Raw genomic sequence first — 18132 nt, 5'->3', positions numbered from 1 at the left:
CCTTATGGTCCCGTCTGGGCGTGAAGCGGGGGGTACGAGAGCTGTGTCACCCGGGCGGCCACGGGTCGCCCCAGTCCGCGTCCCGGGCCGCCTTGTACAGGTCGCCGTGGCGCTTGGTGACCGTCGTGCGGCGCAGCTGTTCGTCGGTCTCGCACAGGTCGAGCAGGACCTGGCCCTTGCGGATCTGGGGGCGGCGGACCACCCGGGCCGGTGCCGGGGCGGGCGGGAAGCGGGTGGCGGCCACGTAGCTGAACTTCTCGTCCTCGTAGGGCAGGGAGCCGCCCTTGACCTGGCGGTGCAGGGAGGAGCGGCTGACCCGGGCGGAGAAGTGGCACCAGTCGGTGCCGGGGGCGATCGGGCAGGCGGCGCTGTGCGGGCAGGGGGCGGCGACGTGGAGGCCGGCGGCGATCAGGCGGTCGCGGGCCTCGATGATCCGGGCGTAGCCCGCGGGGGTGCCCGCCTCGACGATGACGACGGCCTGCGCGGCGGCCGCGGCGGCGTCGACGAGGGCGGCGCGGCCGGCCTCGTCGAGTTCGTTGAGGACGTAGGACACCGTGACGAGATCAGTGCTCTCGATGGTGAGCGCCGCTCCGATCCGGGAGCGCTGCCACTTGGCGTCCTGCAGTGCCGGGTTCGCCGCGGCGATCTCCCGGCCGAGGGCGAGCGCCGGCTCGGCCCAGTCGAGGACCGTCACCGGCCGTGCGCCCGCCCAGGTGTCGGTCACCGCCCAGGTCGCCGCGCCCGTCCCGCCGCCGACGTCCACATGACTGCCCGGCGCCCACCCCTGCGGTACCGCGTCGGCGAAGGCCGCCAGCGCGGACCGTACCGCCTCGAAGGTCGCCGGCATCCGGTACGCCGCGTACGCCACCACGTCCGCCCGGTCCCGCAGGATCGGTGCGTCGGTCGGGGTGGCCCCGCGGTAGCTGGCGATCAGCCGCTCGACGGCTGAGGCCGCCTGCTTCGGGGGGAGGCCGTCGAGCAGGTCGGAGAGCGCGGCGCGGAGCCGGTCGGCCGGTGGGCCGCCGGAAGGGGTGGGCTGGTTCACCCGGCGATTGTATGGACAGCCCTGGCGAGGCGGGTCGCCGCCGCCGCCCGGGGTGCGCTGTCGCCGGGGCGGCGGCGCGGGTGCACGGTGTTGGCGAGCAGCACGAGGAACGTGTCCGTGGCCCGGTCCAGCACCAGGCTGGTCCCGGTGAACCCGGTGTGGCCCGCCGCCCCCTGTCCGGCCAGCTCGCCCATGAACCACGGCTGGTCCACCAGGAAGCCCAGGCCGGGCGGGGCCAGCAGCAGGTCCACGAAGTCGGGGCCGAGGATCCGCGCCGGGCCGTAGGCGCCGCCCGCGAGCAGTGCCCTGCAGAAGATCGCCAGGTCCCGGCCGGTGGAGAAGAGACCGGCGTGCCCGGCCACCCCGCCCAGCGCCCAGGCGTTCTCGTCGTGCACGACGCCCCGCAGCATCCCGCGGTCCGCCTTGGCCCACGGCCGCCGCTGGTCCTCGGTGGCCGCCGCGCCGGGGCAGGGGCCGAAGTCGGTGGCGGTCATGCCGAGCGGCCGGGTGATGCCGTCGCGGACCAGGACGTCGAGGGGACGGCCGGTGATCCGCTCCAGGACCTGCTGGAGGAGGAGCAGGTTCAGGTCCGAGTAGCGGTAGGCGCCGGGGGCGCTGGTCGGGGCCTCCGCGCGGAGCAGGTCGAGGCGGGCCGCGTGGTCGGGACAGTCGTAGAACGGAAGTTCGGGGCGCAGGCCTGAGGTGTGGGTGAGGAGCTGGCGGACGGTGATGCCGTGGGCGGCGGCCCCGTGGAAGTCGGGGAGGTAGGCGCCGACCCGGGCGTCGATGCCGAGGGTGCCGCGCTCCAGCTGCTGCACGGCGGCGACCGCGGTGAACAGTTTGGTGAGGGAGGCGACGTCGAAGGGGGTGTCGACGGTCGCCGGGACCCGGGCGGCGGGCAGCAGTTCGACACCGGCGTCGGCCTCGGGGTCGTACGCGGACCAGCGCACGGCCCAGCCGGCGGCCTCCTGCACGGCGATCACGGGTCCGCGTCCGGCGACCACGACGGCCCCGGCCGCCCAGGGCCGCTCACCGGTGGTGAGGTCGTGCACTTCGCGGACGAGGTGCCTGAGTTCCGCGGGGTCGAGCCCGGCCCGTTCCGGTGTCTCGACGCGCAGTCTCGGTACGCTCAGCTCCCTGCTCCCTCCGTCCTCGCACGGGTGTTCCCACGTGCTGCCCAGGGACGGCACATTCCCACGAAGCAGGCCAGTGCCACCAGTGCCCCCGCCAGTTGGACGATCGCCATGGGCACGGCGGTTCTCTCCCCGGCGACCCCGACCAGCGGCGAGGCGACCGCGCCGACCAGGAACGAGGAGGTCCCGAGCAGCGCGGACGCGGACCCGGCCGCGCGCCGGGTGCGCAGCAGGGCGAGGGACTGGGCGTTGGGCAGGGTGAAGCCCATCGCGGACATCAGGACGAAGAGGGCGGCGGCGACCGGAGTGAGGCCGACCGGGCCGAGGGCGCCGGTCGACATCAGCAGCAGGGCGGTCGCCGCGAGCACGGTCACTCCCAGGCCCGCGCCCAGCACCTTGTCCAGGCTGACCCGGCCGACCAGCACCTTCCCGTTGACCTGTCCGGCGATCACAAGACCGACCGAGTTGAGGCCGAAGAGGAGGGAGAAGGTCTGCGGGGAGGCGCCGTAGATCTCCTGGATGACGAACGGGGACGCGGATATGTAGGCGAAGAGGGCCGCGAAGGCGAAGCCGCCGGCGAGCATGTAGCCGGTGAAGGGCAGGTCGGCGAGGAGGCTCCGCATGGCGCGGACGGCGGCGGACGCTCCCCCGGCGTGCCGGTCGGCCGGCGGCAGCGTCTCCGGGAGCCGCACCCACACCAGTACGGCGAGCAGCGTCCCGACGGCCGTGAGGACGACGAAGACGCCCCGCCAGTCCGTCGCCCGCAGGATCTGCCCGCCGATCAGCGGGGCGACGACCGGGGCGACACCGGAGACCAGCATCAGGGTGGAGAAGAAGCGGGCCATGGCGACCCCGTCGTAGAGGTCGCGTACGACGGCCCGCGCGATGACGATGCCGGCCGCGCCCGCGAGGCCCTGGGCGAGCCGGAAGGCGACCAGGGTCTCCACGTCCGGCGCGACGGCGCACAGCGCGGTGGCGACGACGTAGACGGCGAGGCCGGCCAGCAGCGGGCGGCGGCGCCCCCAGCGGTCGCTCATCGGGCCGACGACCAGCTGCCCGAGGGCCATCCCGGCGAGGCAGGCGGTGAGGGTGAGCTGGACGGTCGCGGCGGGGGCGCCGAGGGAGCGGGTGACCTCCGGCAGGGACGGGAGGTACATGTCCATGGCCAGCGGGGGCGTCGCGGTGAGTCCGCCGAGGAGCAGGACGAGGAGGAGGCCGGCGCGGCGGGTGGCGGCGGGGGCGGGAGCCGGGCCGGAGCGGCCGGCGGCTCCCCGCGGTGCGGGTACGGCGGCGTCACGGGCGTTCGCGGTGTCCTGGGCGTTCGCGGTGTCCTGGGCGTCCGGTGTCGGTGGCGCCGGCTGCTCGGGCATGTGTCCTCTGTCCCCCCGTCTTCGTGGGTCTCGCGGTCCGGTCGGCTGTTGCTGGACCCCGTCGGCCCCCGCATATGCTCTCAGCTCGTACAGACTGCCGGGAAACACGTGAGCGAGGGTGGGCGGCCGGGATGGGTGAGCAGAGCGTGCGGTGGGGGATCCTGGCGACGGGCGGGATCGCGGCCGCGTTCGCGGCTGACCTGGTCGATCTGCCCGACGCGGAGATCGTGGCCGTGGCCTCGCGGTCCCCGGAGTCGGCGGAGGGGTTCGCGGAGCGGTTCGGGATCGGGCGGGCGTACGGGGACTGGGAGTCGCTGGCCCGCGACGAGGACGTCGACATCGTGTACGTCGCCACTCCGCACTCGGCGCACCGGGCGGCCGCCGGGCTGTGCCTGACGGCTGGGCGGAACGTGCTGTGCGAGAAGCCGTTCACGCTCAACGCCCGCGAGGCCGGAGAACTGGTCGCGCTGTCGAAGGAGCACGGCCGCTTCCTGATGGAGGCGATGTGGATGTACTGCCATCCGCTGGTCCGGCGGCTGACGGCGCTGGTCGCGGACGGGGCGATCGGCGAGGTGCGGACCGTGCAGGCGGACTTCGGCCTGGAGGGGCCGTTCCCGCCGGCGCACCGGCTGCGGAACCGGCTGCTCGGCGGGGGCGCGCTGCTCGACCTGGGGGTGTACCCGGTGTCGTTCGCGCACCTGCTGCTCGGTGAGCCGGACGGCATGTCGGCGCGAGCGGTGCTCTCGGAGGAGGGCGTCGATCTCCAGACGGGTGCACTGCTCTCCTGGGAGAGCGGCGCTCTCGCCTCGGTGCACTGCTCCATCGTCGGAGGCACCGGCACCACGGCCTCGGTCACCGGCTCGCAGGGCCGGATCGACATCCCGAACGGCTTCTTCAACCCCGACCGCTTCGTACTGCACCGCGACGGCCGCGACCCCGAGGAGTTCGCCCTGACCCCGGAGGACGGCCCGCGCAACACCTTCCGCCACGAGGCCAGGGAGGCCATGCGCGCGGTCCGCGCCGGCGACCAGGAGTCCCCCCTCGTCCCCCACGACAGCACCCTCGCGGTCATGCGCACCCTGGACGGCCTGCGGGAGCTGATCGGGGTCCGCTACCCGGACGAGGCGTAGGACGCCCCGGACGTGACAGCGCCCCGCGCCTCTGGCGCCCCCGAAGGGGCGCTGGGGTCCCCCCGGCCGAAGGCTGGGGGAGGAACCGCGCGACCAGCCACGACGGCGCCGCGGACAACCGACACCCCGGACAACGCGGCCCTCCCCAGCGGAGCGCCTACGCTGCGACTCCATGGATGACAAGCAACCAAAGATCGCGGTCGTCACCGGCGCCGGTTCCGGCATCGGCCGCGCCGTGGCCACGGAACTGCTGCGCTCCGGCTGGTCGGTGGCGCTCGCCGGACGGCGCACCGCGCGGCTGGAGGAGACGGCGGCGCTGGCACCCGACGGCGCCTCCCTCGCCGTACGGACCGACGTCTCGGAACCCGACGACGTGGCCGAGCTGTTCGCCGCCGCCGTGGACCGGTTCGGACGGGTGGACCTGCTGTTCAACAACGCGGGGACGTTCGGCCCGGGCGGGGTGGCCGTGGAGGACCTGCCCTACGAGGCGTGGCGGCACGTGGTGGACACCAACCTCAACGGGGCGTTCCTGTGCGCGCAGGCGGCGTTCCGGCAGATGAAGGAGCAGGAGCCGCAGGGCGGCCGGATCATCAACAACGGGTCCGTCTCGGCGCACGCGCCCCGCCCGCACTCCGCCGCCTACACCGCGACCAAGCACGCGCTGACGGGGCTCACCAAGTCCCTGTCCCTCGACGGGCGGCCGTACGGCATCGCGGTCGGGCAGATCGACATCGGCAACGCGGCGACGGACATGACGGCCCGGATGGAGACCGGCGCGCTGCAGGCGAACGGGGTGATCGCCCCGGAACCGGTGATGGACGTGGCGGACGTGGCGCGGACCGTGCGGCACATGGCCGAGCTGCCGTTGGCGGCGAACGTGCAGTTCGCGACGGTGCTGGCTACGGCGATGCCGTACGTGGGCCGGGGCTGAACCGCCGTTCAGTCGGACAATCCACAACCTGCACAAGCGGAATGTCGACGTCCGCGGTATTGCGGCCGGTAACGGGCCTATGCTCAACTCTCCTCCACCAGAACTTCACAGTTGGGGCTCTGGCATTCCGTAGACCGTCGGCCACACCGAGGGGGGAGGCGGCAGCCGTTCCACCGGACCGGGGTGGGGGTGGACCCGCACGGGACCGCGGGTACGCACCGGTGGGTGGAGCGGCTGCCGCGTGACGTCAGCCCGCCGTCGGACCGGCCGGATCTGCCGGTGTGTCGACCGAGTCGGGGCCGGCCGCGGCACCGGCCGCCCGGCGGCGCCGACGGCGCAGCGCCCATGCCCCGGCGCCCAGCAGCCCGAATGTCACCGCCCCGCCCTCCGCGACCCGCCACGGCGACGGTCCCGACGATCCCGAACCGGCGGCCCCCGTCCCGGCCGCCCCGGCGATCCCCTTCGCCGACGGACTCGCGCTCGCCCCGCCCTCGCTCAGCGGATCGACCAGCGCGCCCACGGACTGCGCCGAACTCCCCTTCCCGAAGCCCCAGTCGAGGAGCGCGGCGGTCTGCTCGTACACGGCGTTGGTGGCGGGGTCCGGGTGCATCACGGTGACCAGCAGGGTGCGGCCGTCCCGGGTGGCACCGCCGGTGAAGGTGTTGCCGGCGTGGCTGGTGTAGCCGTTCTTGACGCCGAACAGGCCCTTGTAGACGTCCAGCCCCCAGGCGCCGGTGAGCAGGCGGTCGGTGTTCTGGATCTGGAAGGTCTTCTTGCCGCCCGCCGGGAAGTTCGCGGTCCGCGTGCCGCAGTACCCGCGGAAGTCGTCGTCCTTCAGCCCGTGCCGGGCGAAGAGGGTCAGGTCGTACGCCGACGACAGCTGGCCGGGGTGGTCGAAGCCGTCGGGGCTGACCACATGGGTGTCGAGGGCCTGCAGGTCGGCCGCCTTGGCCTGCATCTCGGCGACGGTCTTCGCGATCCCGCCGTTCATGTGGGAGAGCACGTGCACGGCGTCGTTGCCGGAGCGCAGGAAGACGCCCTGCCACAGCTGCTCGACGGTGTAGGTGAGGCCGGGCTTGATGCCGACCAGGCTGGAGCCGGCCGGGACGTCGGAGATGTCGGAGTCCTTGACCTTGTACCGCTCGGTCCGCTCGAACTTCTTCAGCACGGTGTCCGCGAACAGCATCTTCAGGGTGGAGGCGGGCGCCAGCCGCTGGTGCGCGTTGTACGAGGCGAGCACCTCACCGCTGTCGCAGTCGGCGAGCAGCCAGGCGCGGGCGGTGATCTTCTTCGGCAGGCCGGTGGCACCGCTCACCTGTACGCCCCCGTGGGCCAGCCGCTCTCCGCCTACGACGGTGGCGGCGGAGGCGGCGGAGGCAGGGGGCGCCGCGGACACGGGAAGGGCAGCGGCCGTCAGTCCGAGGACGGCACGCCTGGTCAGCCGAGAGGAATCGCGCACCCCGGGACCGTACACCGGACCCGACAGGGCTTTGCCGGGTGGACCCTCTCCCCGGCATATGAATTTGCTGTCTTATGAAAGTTTGCTAAGACATCCCGGTTTCTCAGCTCTGACACATCTTTTACCCAGGGCTGCTCAAAGGTTCCTCCCTAGCTTGAGCCCGCGCCCACAGCGGGCGCCAAGAACCTTCGAGGAACGGGATGTTTGGCATCTATCTCAAGCGCGAGCTGGGCCGCAGAAAGAAGGCGGCCCTGGTCATCGCTCTGGGTCTGGCGCTCGGTATCGCGCTGGTCATCACGGTCAACTCGGTGTCGGCCGGCATGACCCAGGCGCAGGACAAGGTCCTCAAGTCGCTGTACGGCCTGGGGACCGACATGACGGTCACCAAGGCCCGTACGGCCCCGACCTCGGGCAGCTCCGGCGGCCCGAACTTCAAGTTCGACGCCAAGTCCAGCAGCAGCTCCACGCAGAGTTCGGACCGGGTGCAGACTCAGGGCGGTCAGGCCCTGAAGTCGTCCCTGGTCACCAAGGTCGCCGGCCAGAAGGGCGTGGAGAGCGCGGTCGGAGCGCTCTCCCTCAACGTCACCAAGGTCGACGGCTCCTTCACCCAGGGCAAGGCGAAGTCCTCCACCAGCAGCAGCGGCAGCAGCGGCCAGGGCGGCCCCGGCGGGGGCAGCAGCAGCTCGGGCGGCGCGCCGCAGGTTCAGGGCGGCGGCGCCAACTTCAACGTCAACAGCTACTCCGTGGTCGGCGTCGACGTGGCCCACCAGGGCCTCGGCCCGCTGTCCACCATGAAGGTCACCTCGGGCAAGACCTTCACCACCGCGCAGACCGGCTCGAAGGTCGCGGTGGTCAGCAAGTCGTACGCCAAGGAGAAGAAGTACAAGGTCGGCTCGACCTTCAAGATCTCCGGCACCAAGTTCACCGTCATCGGCATCGCCACCCCGGACAGCAGCGAGTCCGACACCGACGTCTTCGTCCCGCTGAAGGTCGCGCAGACCCTCGGCGACGCCAAGAACCAGGTCACCACGATCTACGTCAAGGCGACCGACTCCAAGCAGATCTCCACCGTGAAGAAGGAGATCACCGCCAACATCTCCGGTACGACGGTCACCACCTCCGCCGACCTGGCGTCCACCGTCTCCGGTTCCCTGTCCACCGCCTCCAGCCTGGCGACCAGCGTCGGCAAGTGGCTGTCCATCGCGGTCCTCGCGGCGGCCTTCCTGGTGGCGGCCCTGCTGACCTCCTCCGCGGTGTCCCGCCGGGTGCGTGAGTTCGGCACCCTGAAGGCGCTCGGCTGGCCGTCCCGCAACGTCACCCGCCAGGTGGTCGGCGAGTCCATCGTGAACGGCCTGATCGGCGGCGCCCTCGGCATCGCCCTCGGCGTCGGCGCGGCCTACGCGGTCACCGCGATCAGCCCGAAGCTCACCGCCCAGCTGGGCAACACCGGCGGTGGCGGCGTGGGCGGCGGCCCGGGCGGCGGCGGCCCCGGCCGGCAGGCCTCCCAGAACACCCTGGAGATCGCGCTGTCGGCACCGGTCTCCCTCACCACCATCGCCCTCGCGGTCGGCCTCGCGGTCACCGGCGGTCTGATCGCCGGCGCGATGGGCGGCTGGCGCGCCTCCCGGATGCGCCCGGCCGACGCCCTGCGCAGCGTCTCGTAACCCCCCGCCCCCTCTGAGCCGGGGCGCCGCTTCCACTCCCCCCAGGACGCGGCGCCCCCACCCCCTTACGCCTCTCACGCCTCTCACGGCAGAGCACCCAGTGGAGAACCCATGTACAGACTCACCGGAGTCACCAAGCGCTACACGCGGGGCAAGGAGACGGTCGAGGCGCTGCGCGGCGTCGACCTGACCATCGAGGACGGCGACCAGCTCGTCATCCAGGGCCCGACCGGCGGCGGCAAGTCGACCCTGCTCCAGATGATCGGCGGCCTGGACCGCCCGACCGAGGGCAGCGTCCTGCTGGACGACGTCGACCTCGCCAAGGTCAGCGAGACCAAGCTCACCCGGCTGCGCGCCGAGAAGATCGGCATCATCTTCCAGGCGTTCAACCTGATCCCGACGCTCACCGCCCAGGAGAACGTCGAGACCGCCCTCGTCCCGCTCGGCGTCAAGCCGGCCGAGCGTCGGGAGCGCGCGGCGGAGGCGCTGCGTTCGGTGGGCCTCGGCGAGCGCCTCGGGCACGCCCCGTCCGAGCTCTCCGGCGGCCAGCAGCAGCGCGTCGCGATCGCCCGCGCGCTGGTGAAGAAGCCGAAGGTACTGCTCGCCGACGAGCCGACCGGCAACCTCGACGAGGGCACCCGCGACGACATCATGGCCCTCCTCGAAGGTCTGTGGCACGAGTACGGGCTGACCTTCATCATGGTCACCCACGACTCCTCCATCGCGCGCCGCGCCCCGCGCCTGGCCACCATCAAGGCCGGCCAGATCACCCTCACCGAGCAGGGCGGCGGCCGGCGGCACGCGCAGCAGGCGGCCGGCTACGGGGATCAGCCGCAGCAGGCGGCCGGTTATGGGCATCAACCGCAACAGGCGGCCGGGTACGCGGATCAGCCGCAGCAGGCGGGCTTCGGCCAGCAGCCGTACGTGCAGCAGCAGTACGGCGGCGGCCAGGGTTACTGACCGCCGTCGCTGAGCGGCGCGGGGCCGTTCACCGCCCGAGGAGCCGGTCGATCTCGGCCAGCTGCCCGGCGGTGAGCGGCCCCTTCGCGAGGGCGCCCGCGTTCTGCTCGGCCTGGGCGACGGACCGGAATCCGGGGATGGGGACCGTGCGCGGGCTGCGCGCCCAGATCCAGCCGAGGGCGCCCTGGGCGAGGGTCCGCCCGTCGCTGGTGAGGACGGAACGCAGGGCCTCGATCCGCTCGACCCACGCGGGATCGGCCCCGTCCCCGTCCCCGAAGCCGGGCAGCCAGGCCGGCGGCCTGCTGCGGATGTCGCCGGCCGCGGCCCCCGCGCGCCGCCCGCCCAGCAACCCCATGGCGAGCGGGCTCCGGTTGATCGCGGCGAGGTCGAACTTCTCCGCCGTGTCCAGGAGTTGCGGCGCGTCCTGGAGCACGTTCAGGGTGTGCTGCACGGCCGCGCAGTGCGGCCCTTCGGCGAAGACGGCGGCGCGGGCCGGGTCGTCGGTGCTCCAGCCGTAGGCCCGGATCAGTCCCTCGCCGACCAGTTCCTCGCAGGCGTCCCGGAGTTCGGCGGCGCGGGCCGGGTCGGCGTCGGAGAGGTGGAGCTGGTAGAGGTCGACGTGGTCGGTGCCGAGGCGGCGCAGGGAGGCGGTCAGGGCGCGGCGGACGTAGGCCGGGGAGTCGTCGTGGCCGGTGAGGGTGCGGGTCTCCTCGTCGAAGACGTTGCCCCACTTGGTGGCGACGACGACCTCGTCCCGGCGCCTGCCGAGGGCACGGCCGAGGACGCGCTCGCTGTGGCCGGCGCCGTAGGTGTCGGCGGTGTCGAAGAAGGTGATGCCGAGGTCGAGGGCGCGCTGGACGGCCCGTACGGACTCCTCGTCGTCGACCTTGCCCCAGCCGAGCGGCTGCCCGGTGGCGTCCTGCCACTCACCGCCGATGGCCCAGCAGCCGAAGCCGAGCGCGCTGACACGGATGCCGGAACGGCCCAGGGTCCTGGTGGTGCTGTCGGTTTCCATGCACGGGACGCTAGGAGTTGGAGCGCACACGAGGGCAAGGGGTTTCCCGGTCTGTTTCCGCGCCCGCCGGGTTTCTACGCCTGCCCGGTCTCGAAGCGGGAGATGCGGCCGTCGTCCTCGACCGTGAAGTCCCAGCGGGTGACCATCTCGCCCCAGGTGTCGTTGCGGTAGTGGGCGAGCAGGGAGCGGCCGCCGTTGGACTCGTTGTCGACGTCGATGTGGCCGTGGGAGGAGAAGATCTCCCGGTCGATCCAGTCGTCGAGGTTCCGGTCGGAGCCGTCGTCCGCCATGGTCGCGTCCGAGGTGAGGAGCTGCACGAGGCCCTCGCGATCGCTGGCGTTGACGGCGGTGACGAAGGCGCGGACCGCCGGGTCGCTGAGCTTGGCTGTCTTGATCGTCATGTCAGTCAGCGTCACACCGGTCCCTGCGGGCCGCCACCCGCCCGCCACCCGAACGGCCGCGCGGACGGGCCGAGCGGATGTGCCGGGTGCGACGGTGGAGGCCGTGACCGGCGCCCGGCGCCCGGAGCCGGCGGGCGCGGCGGGCGGCGGAGGGACAGCAGGAGGCGCTGTTCGAGTAGAGGAGAAGGGGAGCAGAGGAGAGAAGAGAAGTGGGCAAGGAGGGAAGGGGAGTAGCCGCGGGGTGGGGCGGGGCAGGCTAGGGGCCATGACCGAACAGCGGACACCGTCCTGCGATCCAGACGGCCTGTGGAGTTCCATCGAGGACCTCTGGACCTGGCTGGACGCCAACCGGAGGCACGGCGGCGAGACCGCCCTCGTGCTGCGCATGCTCAAGCTCACGGAGGAGGTCGGCGAGGTCGCCCAGGCGGTGATCGGAGCGACCGGCCAGAACCCCCGCAAAGGCGTCACCCACACCTGGGAGGACGTGCAGGGCGAGCTGTGCGACGTGGTGATCACGGCCCTGGTCGCCCTGCGGACACTGACGCCGGACGCGGAGCAGGTGTTCGGACGGCATCTGGCGGGGGTGAGGGCGCGCTCGCTGGGACCGGCCGGGCCGTAGGCGCGGTGTCGAGGTGCGCGGGTGCGGGCGGGCCCGTTCGTTCAGAAGACGCCCGTCCGGATCGCGTACGCCACCGCCTGGGTGCGGTTCCTGACGTGCAGTCGCTTGACGGCCTCGTGGATGATGCCCTTGATGGTGCGTTCCGAGTAGCTCATCTTGTCGGCTATCTCGACGGTGTTCATGCCCTCGGAGAGCATCCGGAGCACCTCGATCTCCCGGACCAGGAGGCCGTCCCTGCGGGACAGGTCGGTGAGGGTCTGCTGCCGTTGCCGGTCGGCCAGTTCGGCGATCAGGTGGGCCACCAGGTCGTCGGGCATCCGGCAGCGTCCGGCGCCCGCCTCCGCGACGGCGCCGACAAGCCGGTCCAGGTTCAGGTCGTCCCGGTACAGGAAACTGGTCAGTCCGTACTCGACGGCCGGCGAGAGCTGCCGCTCGGTGATGTGGTCGGCGATCATCACGACCGGGACGGGGGTGCCGGGGGTGCGGGCGGCGTCCTGGCGCATGACACTGATCCAGTGGTCGTCCACGGCGTCCAGCAGGAGGACGGACACGTTCGCGTCGGGCAGCTCCTGCGCGGTGCGGAGTCGCACGCGTGCGCTCGACTCCAGGTAGGCGCCGACGGCGTGTTCCAGGATCGCGTCGCTCGCCCGCACTACGGCAGAGACCGGAGCGCTCAGCACGTCGCCCATTCCATCCGCTTGGTTCTCAGGCACGTTTCAGCACCTTATGGCGGCGCCGAGCCACCGGCTTACGTCAAATGACCCCATGCGGTTTCTGCCCCTGTGCGCCGATTTGATACCGGCAGCGCCTTTCGGGGCACGGGATTCGGGTGCGGGCCGGGCCGCCCCTTCGTTCTGCGTGTGTGCCCGCCGGCGCACGAGGCGCACATGTCCCGGCCGTCGAGCGAGGCATATGTGCCGGGCGGACCGGGAGCGAGTGCCGCGGCCGGGCGCCCTAGGCTTCCTCGGCCCCGGTCTCCGGCGCCTCGGGGCCGTCCGTGGCCGACAGGGTGTAGAAGACCGCCCGGCCCTGCTTGGTGCGCCGGACCCGGTTCCTGGCGACCAGGTTCTCCAGCGTCGTGCGGATCACCGTCGTCTTGATGGTGCGGCCGGGCTGAGCGGCCCTGATCGCCTCGGCGACGTCGGTCGCGGACCGCGGCTCCCGCTGCTCGGCGAGGTAGGCGTGGACGGCCTCGACCAGGCTCGGCTTCGGCTCCGGGGGGCCCTGCTTCGGGACGGTACGGCGGTTCGGCGCGGGCTCGGTCCGCTGGTGGGGTACGACGGCGTCGGTGTCGACGTCGGCTGCCGCGGAGCCGGGGGCGGAGGCGGGTACGGAGCTGGGGGCGGAGGCGGGTACGGAGCTGGGGGCGGAGGCGGATGCGGGGGCCTGCGGGGTGAGTGCCTGCTGCAGCCGCTCCAGCACCGCCCGGTTCTCCCGTACCGCGCGCAACTGCTCCTCCAGGGCGGCGATCTCGGTGGCGAGGCGGTCCTGTTCCTGGGCGTTGATCTCGAGGTCCCGCGCGATCCGCGCGCTGTACTCGGACGCCAGCTCGGTGCCGGGTGACTCGGACATACGGTCGGACCTCTCCTCGATGTGCTCCGCGCGGGGACGCCGATGTGCTCCGCGCGGTGAACAGCGTACGCACACGGGAGGTCCCACGGGCATGACTCGGGCCGCAGGTGTCTCAACCGGCGGCGGTGGCCCGTGCGATGAGGTCGACGACCGCGCCGGGCCGTGACACATGGCCGGCCGGGGCCGCTGCGCCGTGCCCACCGCACGAGGCCGTGCCCCGTGCCGTACCGGCGGGACGGCCCCGGTCGCCCTTACGGACGTACGCGCCCGCCCGTCCGTCGATGTGACGCACACCACTGCGGCACGTCCGAACTTTCGGTGCCGGTCCCCCATCCAGTCGCTGAGCCCGCCCCGACCATGATGGGAAACTGCTGCATGTCCTCTCCCAAGCCACCGGCCGCGGAAGGCGGCGAACACCTCTCCGGTCCCGGCCGGCTCGTCGGGCGTTCGGCTGAACTGGCGCTTCTCGACATGTTCTTCGGTTCCGCGGCGGTACGCGGCCGGGCGCTGATGCTGACCGGTGAGGCGGGGGTCGGGAAGTCCGCCCTCCTCGACGCGGCGGCGCGGCGGGCGCAGGACAAGGCGTTCCAGGTGCTGCGGGTGACGGGCTCGCAGGTCGAGGCGGGTGTCGGGTTCGCCGCGCTGGACCAGATCCTGCGGCCGCTCACGGCGGAGATCGCCGAACTGGCCCCGTGGCAGGCGCGGACGCTGCGGACGCTGCGGGCGGTGCGCGGGGTGCCGGACGGGCGGCAGGCCGAACTCCTCGCCGTCGCTGGCTCGGTGCAGGTCCTGCTGTCCCGGAAGGCCGCGCGCGGCGGGCCGGTGGCGATCGTGATCGACGACGTGGCGTGGCTCGACCGGCCCAGTGCCGTCGTGCTGGGGACCGTCGCCCGCTGCACCCACGGCGCACCGGTGGCGCTGCTGGCGGCGTGCCGGACCGGTGACGAGTCCTTTCTGAGCGGTACCGGGATTCCGGCGCACGAGGTCAGACCGCTGGACGAGACGGCCGCGCACGAGCTGGTGGCCGGGCGGTTCCCGGCAATGGCGCCCCGGGTGCGGCAGCGGCTGGTCGCGGAGGCGGCCGGCAATCCGCTGGCCCTGCTGGAGCTGCCGGCCACCCTGGACGAGGCGCAACGGCAGGAACGCGGGCCGCTGCCGGCCGTACTGCCGCTGCCCGAGCGGCTGAAGAAGGTCTTCGCCGTGCGGGTCGAGGCCCTGCCGGAGCCCACCAGGGAGCTGCTGCTGCTCGCCGTGCTCGACGGTTCGGGCGGGCTGCACATCCTGGAACGGGCGTTGGGCGGCGGCGATGTGCTGGCCGAGCTGGGCCCGGCCGAGCAGGCGGGCCTGGTGCGGGTCGATACGGCCACCGGCCGGCTGGCCTTCCGGCACCCGCTGACCCGGTCGGCGGTGATGGAGCTGTCGACGGCGGCGGAGCGGCGGCGCGGACACCTGGCGCTGGCCCGGGAGTTCCCGGCGGGGTCCGAGCACCGGGCCCGGCACCTGGCCGACGCCGCGGTCGGCCCGGACGACGAGGTGGCCGCCCTGCTGCACGAGGTGGCCTACCGGACGCTGCGCCGCGGCGACGCCGTCGGCGCCGTCGGCACCCTGCTGCGCGCCGCCGACCTGAGCGGCACCGGCCCGGCCCGGGGACGGCTGCTGGCCGAGGCGGCCTGCCTGGGCGCCAACGTCACCGGTGACCTCCGCAACGTCCACGCGCTGCTCGGCAGCGCCCGGCTCGCGGACCCGGCGGGCAGCGGTTCGCTCGCCGCCGCGACCGCCGCCGCCAGCCGGCTCGTCAACGGCGAGGGCGACGTGGACACCGCCCACCGGCTGCTGACGGGCGCGATCCGCGACCATGCGGCGGGGCCGCGCGGGACGGGCGCGATCCGCGACCAAGCCGCGGGGCCGCGCGGGACGGGCACGATCCGCGACCATGCCACGGGGCCGCGCGGGACGGGCGCGATCCGCGACCATGCCACGGGGCCGCGCGGGGCCGGCGTCGACATCCTCGACGAGGCGCTGCTCACCCTGCTCGTGATGTGCTTCCACAGCGGCAGGCCGGAGCTGTGGAAGGTCTTCGACGCCGAGGTGGCCAAGGCCCAGGTGCGCTCCCCCGACGACCTGCTGTGCGTGCTGCGCTCGGCCTTCGGCGACCCCGCGCACGCGGCGCGGGCCGTCCTGGAGCTCCTCGACGGCCTGGTCACGGAGCTGCACCGGGAGACCGACCCGCGGCGCATCGTCCGTACCGCCGTCGCCGCCGCGTACGTCGACCGGCTGCCCGGCTGCCGCAGCGCGCTGCGCCGGGTCGTCGACGACGGCAGGAACGGCGGCGCCGTCACCCTGGCCATCGAGGCGTTGTTCCTGCTCGCCAACGACGCCTACCTCAGCGGCCAGTGGGGCGACCTGCCGAAGCTCACCGAGGAGGGCCTGCGCTGGTGCGCCCGGTACGACTACCGTCTGACGGCGCAGCCGGGCCGTTTCCTGCGGGGCCTGCTGGCGGCCGCCCAGGGCGACACCGCGACCGCCCGGAGGACCGCCGACCGGCTGGTGGCCTGGGGGAACCCGCGCGGGCTCGGCCTGCTGCGGGCGTACGCGGCGCACATCCGGGCGCTGTCCGCGCTCGGCGAGGCGGACTTCGAGAGCGCCTACCGCCACCTGCGGTCGGTGATCACCCCCGGTGAGATCCCGGCCCACCTGCCGCACGCCCTGTGGCTCTTCCTGGACTTCGCCGAGGCCGCGGCCCGCACCGGCCGGCACGGCGAGGCGGCCGCGCACGTGGCGGCCGTACGCGGGACCGGGATCCCCGCCGTCTCGCCGCGGCTGGCGATGATGACCGACGCCGCCGAGGCCGTCGCCACCCCGGACGCCGTCGACCACGAACTGTTCCGGCGGGCCGTCGACACCCCGGACGCGGAGCGCTGGCCCTTCGAGTGGGCGCGGATCCGGCTGGCCTACGGCGAGCGGCTGCGCCGGGCGCGGGCGGGTGCCGAGGCCCGGGGTCATCTGGACGCCGCGCTCGGCACGTTCCGGCGGCTCGGGGCCGGGCCGTGGAGCGCGCGGGCCGCCAACGAGCTGCGGGCCAGCGGCATTCCCGTCGGCGTCCCGGCCGCCGGCACCGCGGCCTCCGGCGCCGGCCGGCCCGCGCCGCTGACCCCGCAGGAGCTGCAGGTCGCGCGGCTGGCCGCCACGGGCCTCACCAACAAGCAGATCGCCGCCCGGCTCTTCCTGTCCCCGCGCACGGTGGCCGGGCACCTGAGCAACGCGTTCCCGAAGCTGAACGTCACCTCCCGCGCGGGCCTGCGCGACGCGCTCACCGGCCTGGCCCCGGAACGGACCGCCTCAACCGGCCGTGAAGTGAACCAGCCGTGAACCGGCCATGAGCCGTCAGGAGGCCGGCGCGGTGCTGCCGGCCTTCTCCCGGCGGACCGGTTCCCCGGCCGCGTCGAGCATCATCCGGCGCGCCTCGGCCCGGCCGGCCCGGACCCGTTGTCCGGCATCGGCGTGCGGGGCGTCCGCGGTGGCGGCGAGCGCGACGGCGAGCTTGGCCCGCCCCTGGCTGAGCCGGCTGCGCACGGTGCCCACCGGGATCCCGCAGGCGGAGGCGATCTGCTCGTACGAGGCGTCCTCCGCGGTGAAGTAGCGCAGTACCAGCGGCATGCGCAGCACCGGGGAGAGTTCCGCCAGCGCCGCCCAGAGCCAGTCCCGCACCGCGTTGCGCTCCAGCCACTGCTCCGGGCCGGCGTCCTGGGACGGCAGGGGCAGCTCGTCCATCGGCTGCACCAGGGCGGAGTACCGCAGCACGGACCGGCTCGCGTTGCGCACGATCATGCGCAGCCAGGCGCCGACCGCCGCCGGGTCCCGCACGTCCCCGATCCGCAGCAGCGCGGTCAGCGCCGCGTCCTGCAGCACGTCGTCGACGTCCGCCACCCGGCCCAGCACGCTCAGCGCGACCGCCCGCATCCCCGGCCGGTGCCGCTCCAGGAGCACCCCCAGCGCGGTGACCTCGCCCTCCTGGGCGGCCCGCGTCAGCACCGCGTCCTCGACACGCATGCCCTCGACACGCGTGCCCTCGGCGCCTTCCCGAACCATGGGATCCCTCTCCTGCCCGGCCGGGGCGTAAGCCACGAAGCCCACGATGTGCACCCTCGAATCAACATTCCAACTCTGACATGTGGAACGTAGAAGCCACGGCAACGACATGTCAATAGAGGAATGTGAGATGGCACCTGTCACTACTGGAATACGCGAGTTAGGGTTGCGGGCATGAGCCTTCGTCACGCCCTCTTGGGTCTGCTCGTCTTCCGCCCCGGCAGCGGCTACGACCTGCTGAAGATCTTCAACACCTCGCTCGGCCACGTCTGGCCGGCCGGGCAGAGCCAGATCTACGGCGAGCTGACCAGGCTGGACGCCACAGGTCTGATCACGGTCACCGACGAGGGCCCGCAGGGCCGCAAGCAGTACGCGCTGACCCCCGAGGGGCACGCGGAGGCACGGCGCTGGCTGGCCGGGACGGAGGAGCACCGGCCACGGCGCAACCCGATGCTCCTGCAGACGTTCTTCCTCGGCCTGCTGCCCGCCGAGGAGGCGGCGGCGCGGCTCCTGCGCCACGCGGACACCGCGACCGGGGAGCACGCCGAGCTGGTGGCGCTGCGCGACTCCGGGGCCTGGGACCGGGACGCGATGAGCGAGTGCGGCCGGCTCGTCCTGGAGTACGGCGTCCGCCAGCGGGCCATGGAGCAGGAGTGGGCCCGCTGGGCGGCCGAGCGGCTGCGCGAGGGGCGCCCCCGCGCACCTGCCGCCTAGAGCTCGCCGTCTTCGAGCTCGCCGCCTCCG

At 73.4% G+C, this 18132-nt stretch carries 15 protein-coding genes and 1 pseudogene; 7 read left to right on the top strand and 9 right to left on the bottom strand.

The window, feature by feature from the left end; all coding sequences use genetic code 11:
- Positions 1-46: 46 nt before the first annotated feature.
- Genes ACFY0K_RS07660 through ACFY0K_RS07650 form a run of 3 tightly spaced genes read right to left on the bottom strand, consistent with a single transcriptional unit; the run spans position 47 to position 3548 of the window.
- Positions 47-1045, bottom strand: coding sequence for a small ribosomal subunit Rsm22 family protein (locus tag ACFY0K_RS07660; protein WP_390639065.1), 999 nt, complete (start codon positions 1043-1045; stop codon positions 47-49).
- Entirely contained in the window at positions 1042-2235 is a 1194-nt protein-coding gene (locus ACFY0K_RS07655; RefSeq protein WP_390639064.1) for a serine hydrolase domain-containing protein, read from the bottom strand. The genes ACFY0K_RS07660 and ACFY0K_RS07655 overlap by 4 nt, the downstream gene beginning before the upstream one ends.
- Positions 2175-3548 (bottom strand): multidrug effflux MFS transporter, encoded by a 1374-nt coding sequence (locus tag ACFY0K_RS07650; protein WP_390639063.1) that lies wholly within the window; start codon positions 3546-3548, stop codon positions 2175-2177. The genes ACFY0K_RS07655 and ACFY0K_RS07650 overlap by 61 nt, the downstream gene beginning before the upstream one ends.
- A gap of 131 nt (positions 3549-3679) precedes the next feature.
- Between ACFY0K_RS07650 and ACFY0K_RS07645 the strand changes: the two genes are divergently transcribed.
- Positions 3680-4678, top strand: coding sequence for a Gfo/Idh/MocA family protein (locus tag ACFY0K_RS07645; protein WP_390639062.1), 999 nt, complete (start codon positions 3680-3682; stop codon positions 4676-4678).
- A gap of 172 nt (positions 4679-4850) precedes the next feature.
- Entirely contained in the window at positions 4851-5609 is a 759-nt protein-coding gene (locus ACFY0K_RS07640) for an SDR family oxidoreductase (protein ID WP_390639061.1), read from the top strand.
- A gap of 247 nt (positions 5610-5856) precedes the next feature.
- On the opposite strand, the gene ACFY0K_RS07635 is transcribed toward ACFY0K_RS07640, so the two are convergent.
- Positions 5857-7068, bottom strand: a complete 1212-nt coding sequence (locus tag ACFY0K_RS07635) for a D-alanyl-D-alanine carboxypeptidase family protein (RefSeq protein ID WP_390639060.1) — start codon at positions 7066-7068, stop codon at positions 5857-5859.
- Between the two features lie 200 nt (positions 7069-7268).
- Between ACFY0K_RS07635 and ACFY0K_RS07630 the strand changes: the two genes are divergently transcribed.
- Positions 7269-8732 (top strand): ABC transporter permease, encoded by a 1464-nt coding sequence (locus ACFY0K_RS07630; RefSeq protein ID WP_390639059.1) that lies wholly within the window; start codon positions 7269-7271, stop codon positions 8730-8732.
- Between the two features lie 111 nt (positions 8733-8843).
- Positions 8844-9530, top strand: a pseudogene (locus ACFY0K_RS07625) (ABC transporter ATP-binding protein); the annotation flags it as partial.
- 190 nt (positions 9531-9720) lie between these two features.
- Here ACFY0K_RS07625 and ACFY0K_RS07620 read toward each other — a convergent pair.
- Positions 9721-10707 carry an aldo/keto reductase gene (locus tag ACFY0K_RS07620; protein WP_390639058.1) on the bottom strand — a complete coding sequence of 329 codons (987 nt, stop codon included), beginning with the start codon at positions 10705-10707 and terminating at the stop codon, positions 9721-9723.
- 74 nt (positions 10708-10781) lie between these two features.
- The gene (locus ACFY0K_RS07615) at positions 10782-11108 is read right to left on the bottom strand and encodes a nuclear transport factor 2 family protein (RefSeq protein WP_352353799.1); all 327 of its coding nucleotides are present in this window, start codon (positions 11106-11108) and stop codon (positions 10782-10784) included.
- 265 nt (positions 11109-11373) lie between these two features.
- Between ACFY0K_RS07615 and ACFY0K_RS07610 the strand changes: the two genes are divergently transcribed.
- A complete protein-coding gene (locus ACFY0K_RS07610; RefSeq protein ID WP_390639057.1) occupies positions 11374-11727 on the top strand; it encodes a MazG-like family protein in 354 nt (117 codons plus the stop codon).
- Between the two features lie 41 nt (positions 11728-11768).
- Here ACFY0K_RS07610 and ACFY0K_RS07605 read toward each other — a convergent pair whose 3' ends face one another.
- The gene (locus ACFY0K_RS07605) at positions 11769-12440 is read right to left on the bottom strand and encodes a LuxR C-terminal-related transcriptional regulator (protein ID WP_390639056.1); all 672 of its coding nucleotides are present in this window, start codon (positions 12438-12440) and stop codon (positions 11769-11771) included.
- Between the two features lie 241 nt (positions 12441-12681).
- On the bottom strand, positions 12682-13299 hold the full coding sequence (locus ACFY0K_RS07600; RefSeq protein WP_390639055.1) for a hypothetical protein: 618 nt from the start codon (positions 13297-13299) through the stop codon (positions 12682-12684).
- 375 nt (positions 13300-13674) lie between these two features.
- Between ACFY0K_RS07600 and ACFY0K_RS07595 the strand changes: the two genes are divergently transcribed.
- On the top strand, positions 13675-16668 hold the full coding sequence (locus ACFY0K_RS07595) for an AAA family ATPase (protein ID WP_390639054.1): 2994 nt from the start codon (positions 13675-13677) through the stop codon (positions 16666-16668).
- Positions 16669-16683: 15 nt separating this feature from the next.
- On the opposite strand, the gene ACFY0K_RS07590 is transcribed toward ACFY0K_RS07595, so the two are convergent.
- A complete protein-coding gene (locus ACFY0K_RS07590) occupies positions 16684-17388 on the bottom strand; it encodes an RNA polymerase sigma factor (RefSeq protein ID WP_390639053.1) in 705 nt (234 codons plus the stop codon).
- Between the two features lie 174 nt (positions 17389-17562).
- Between ACFY0K_RS07590 and ACFY0K_RS07585 the strand changes: the two genes are divergently transcribed.
- Complete coding sequence (locus ACFY0K_RS07585; RefSeq protein ID WP_390639052.1) at positions 17563-18102, top strand: PadR family transcriptional regulator; 540 nt, start codon at positions 17563-17565, stop codon at positions 18100-18102.
- Positions 18103-18132: the final 30 nt, after the last annotated feature.

This window comes from Streptomyces sp. NPDC001507, from assembly GCF_042894765.1.
GTDB lineage: Bacteria > Actinomycetota > Actinomycetes > Streptomycetales > Streptomycetaceae > Streptomyces.
Note: the sequence above shows the minus strand (reverse complement) of the source record. Positions and strands in the feature narration are given on the sequence as shown.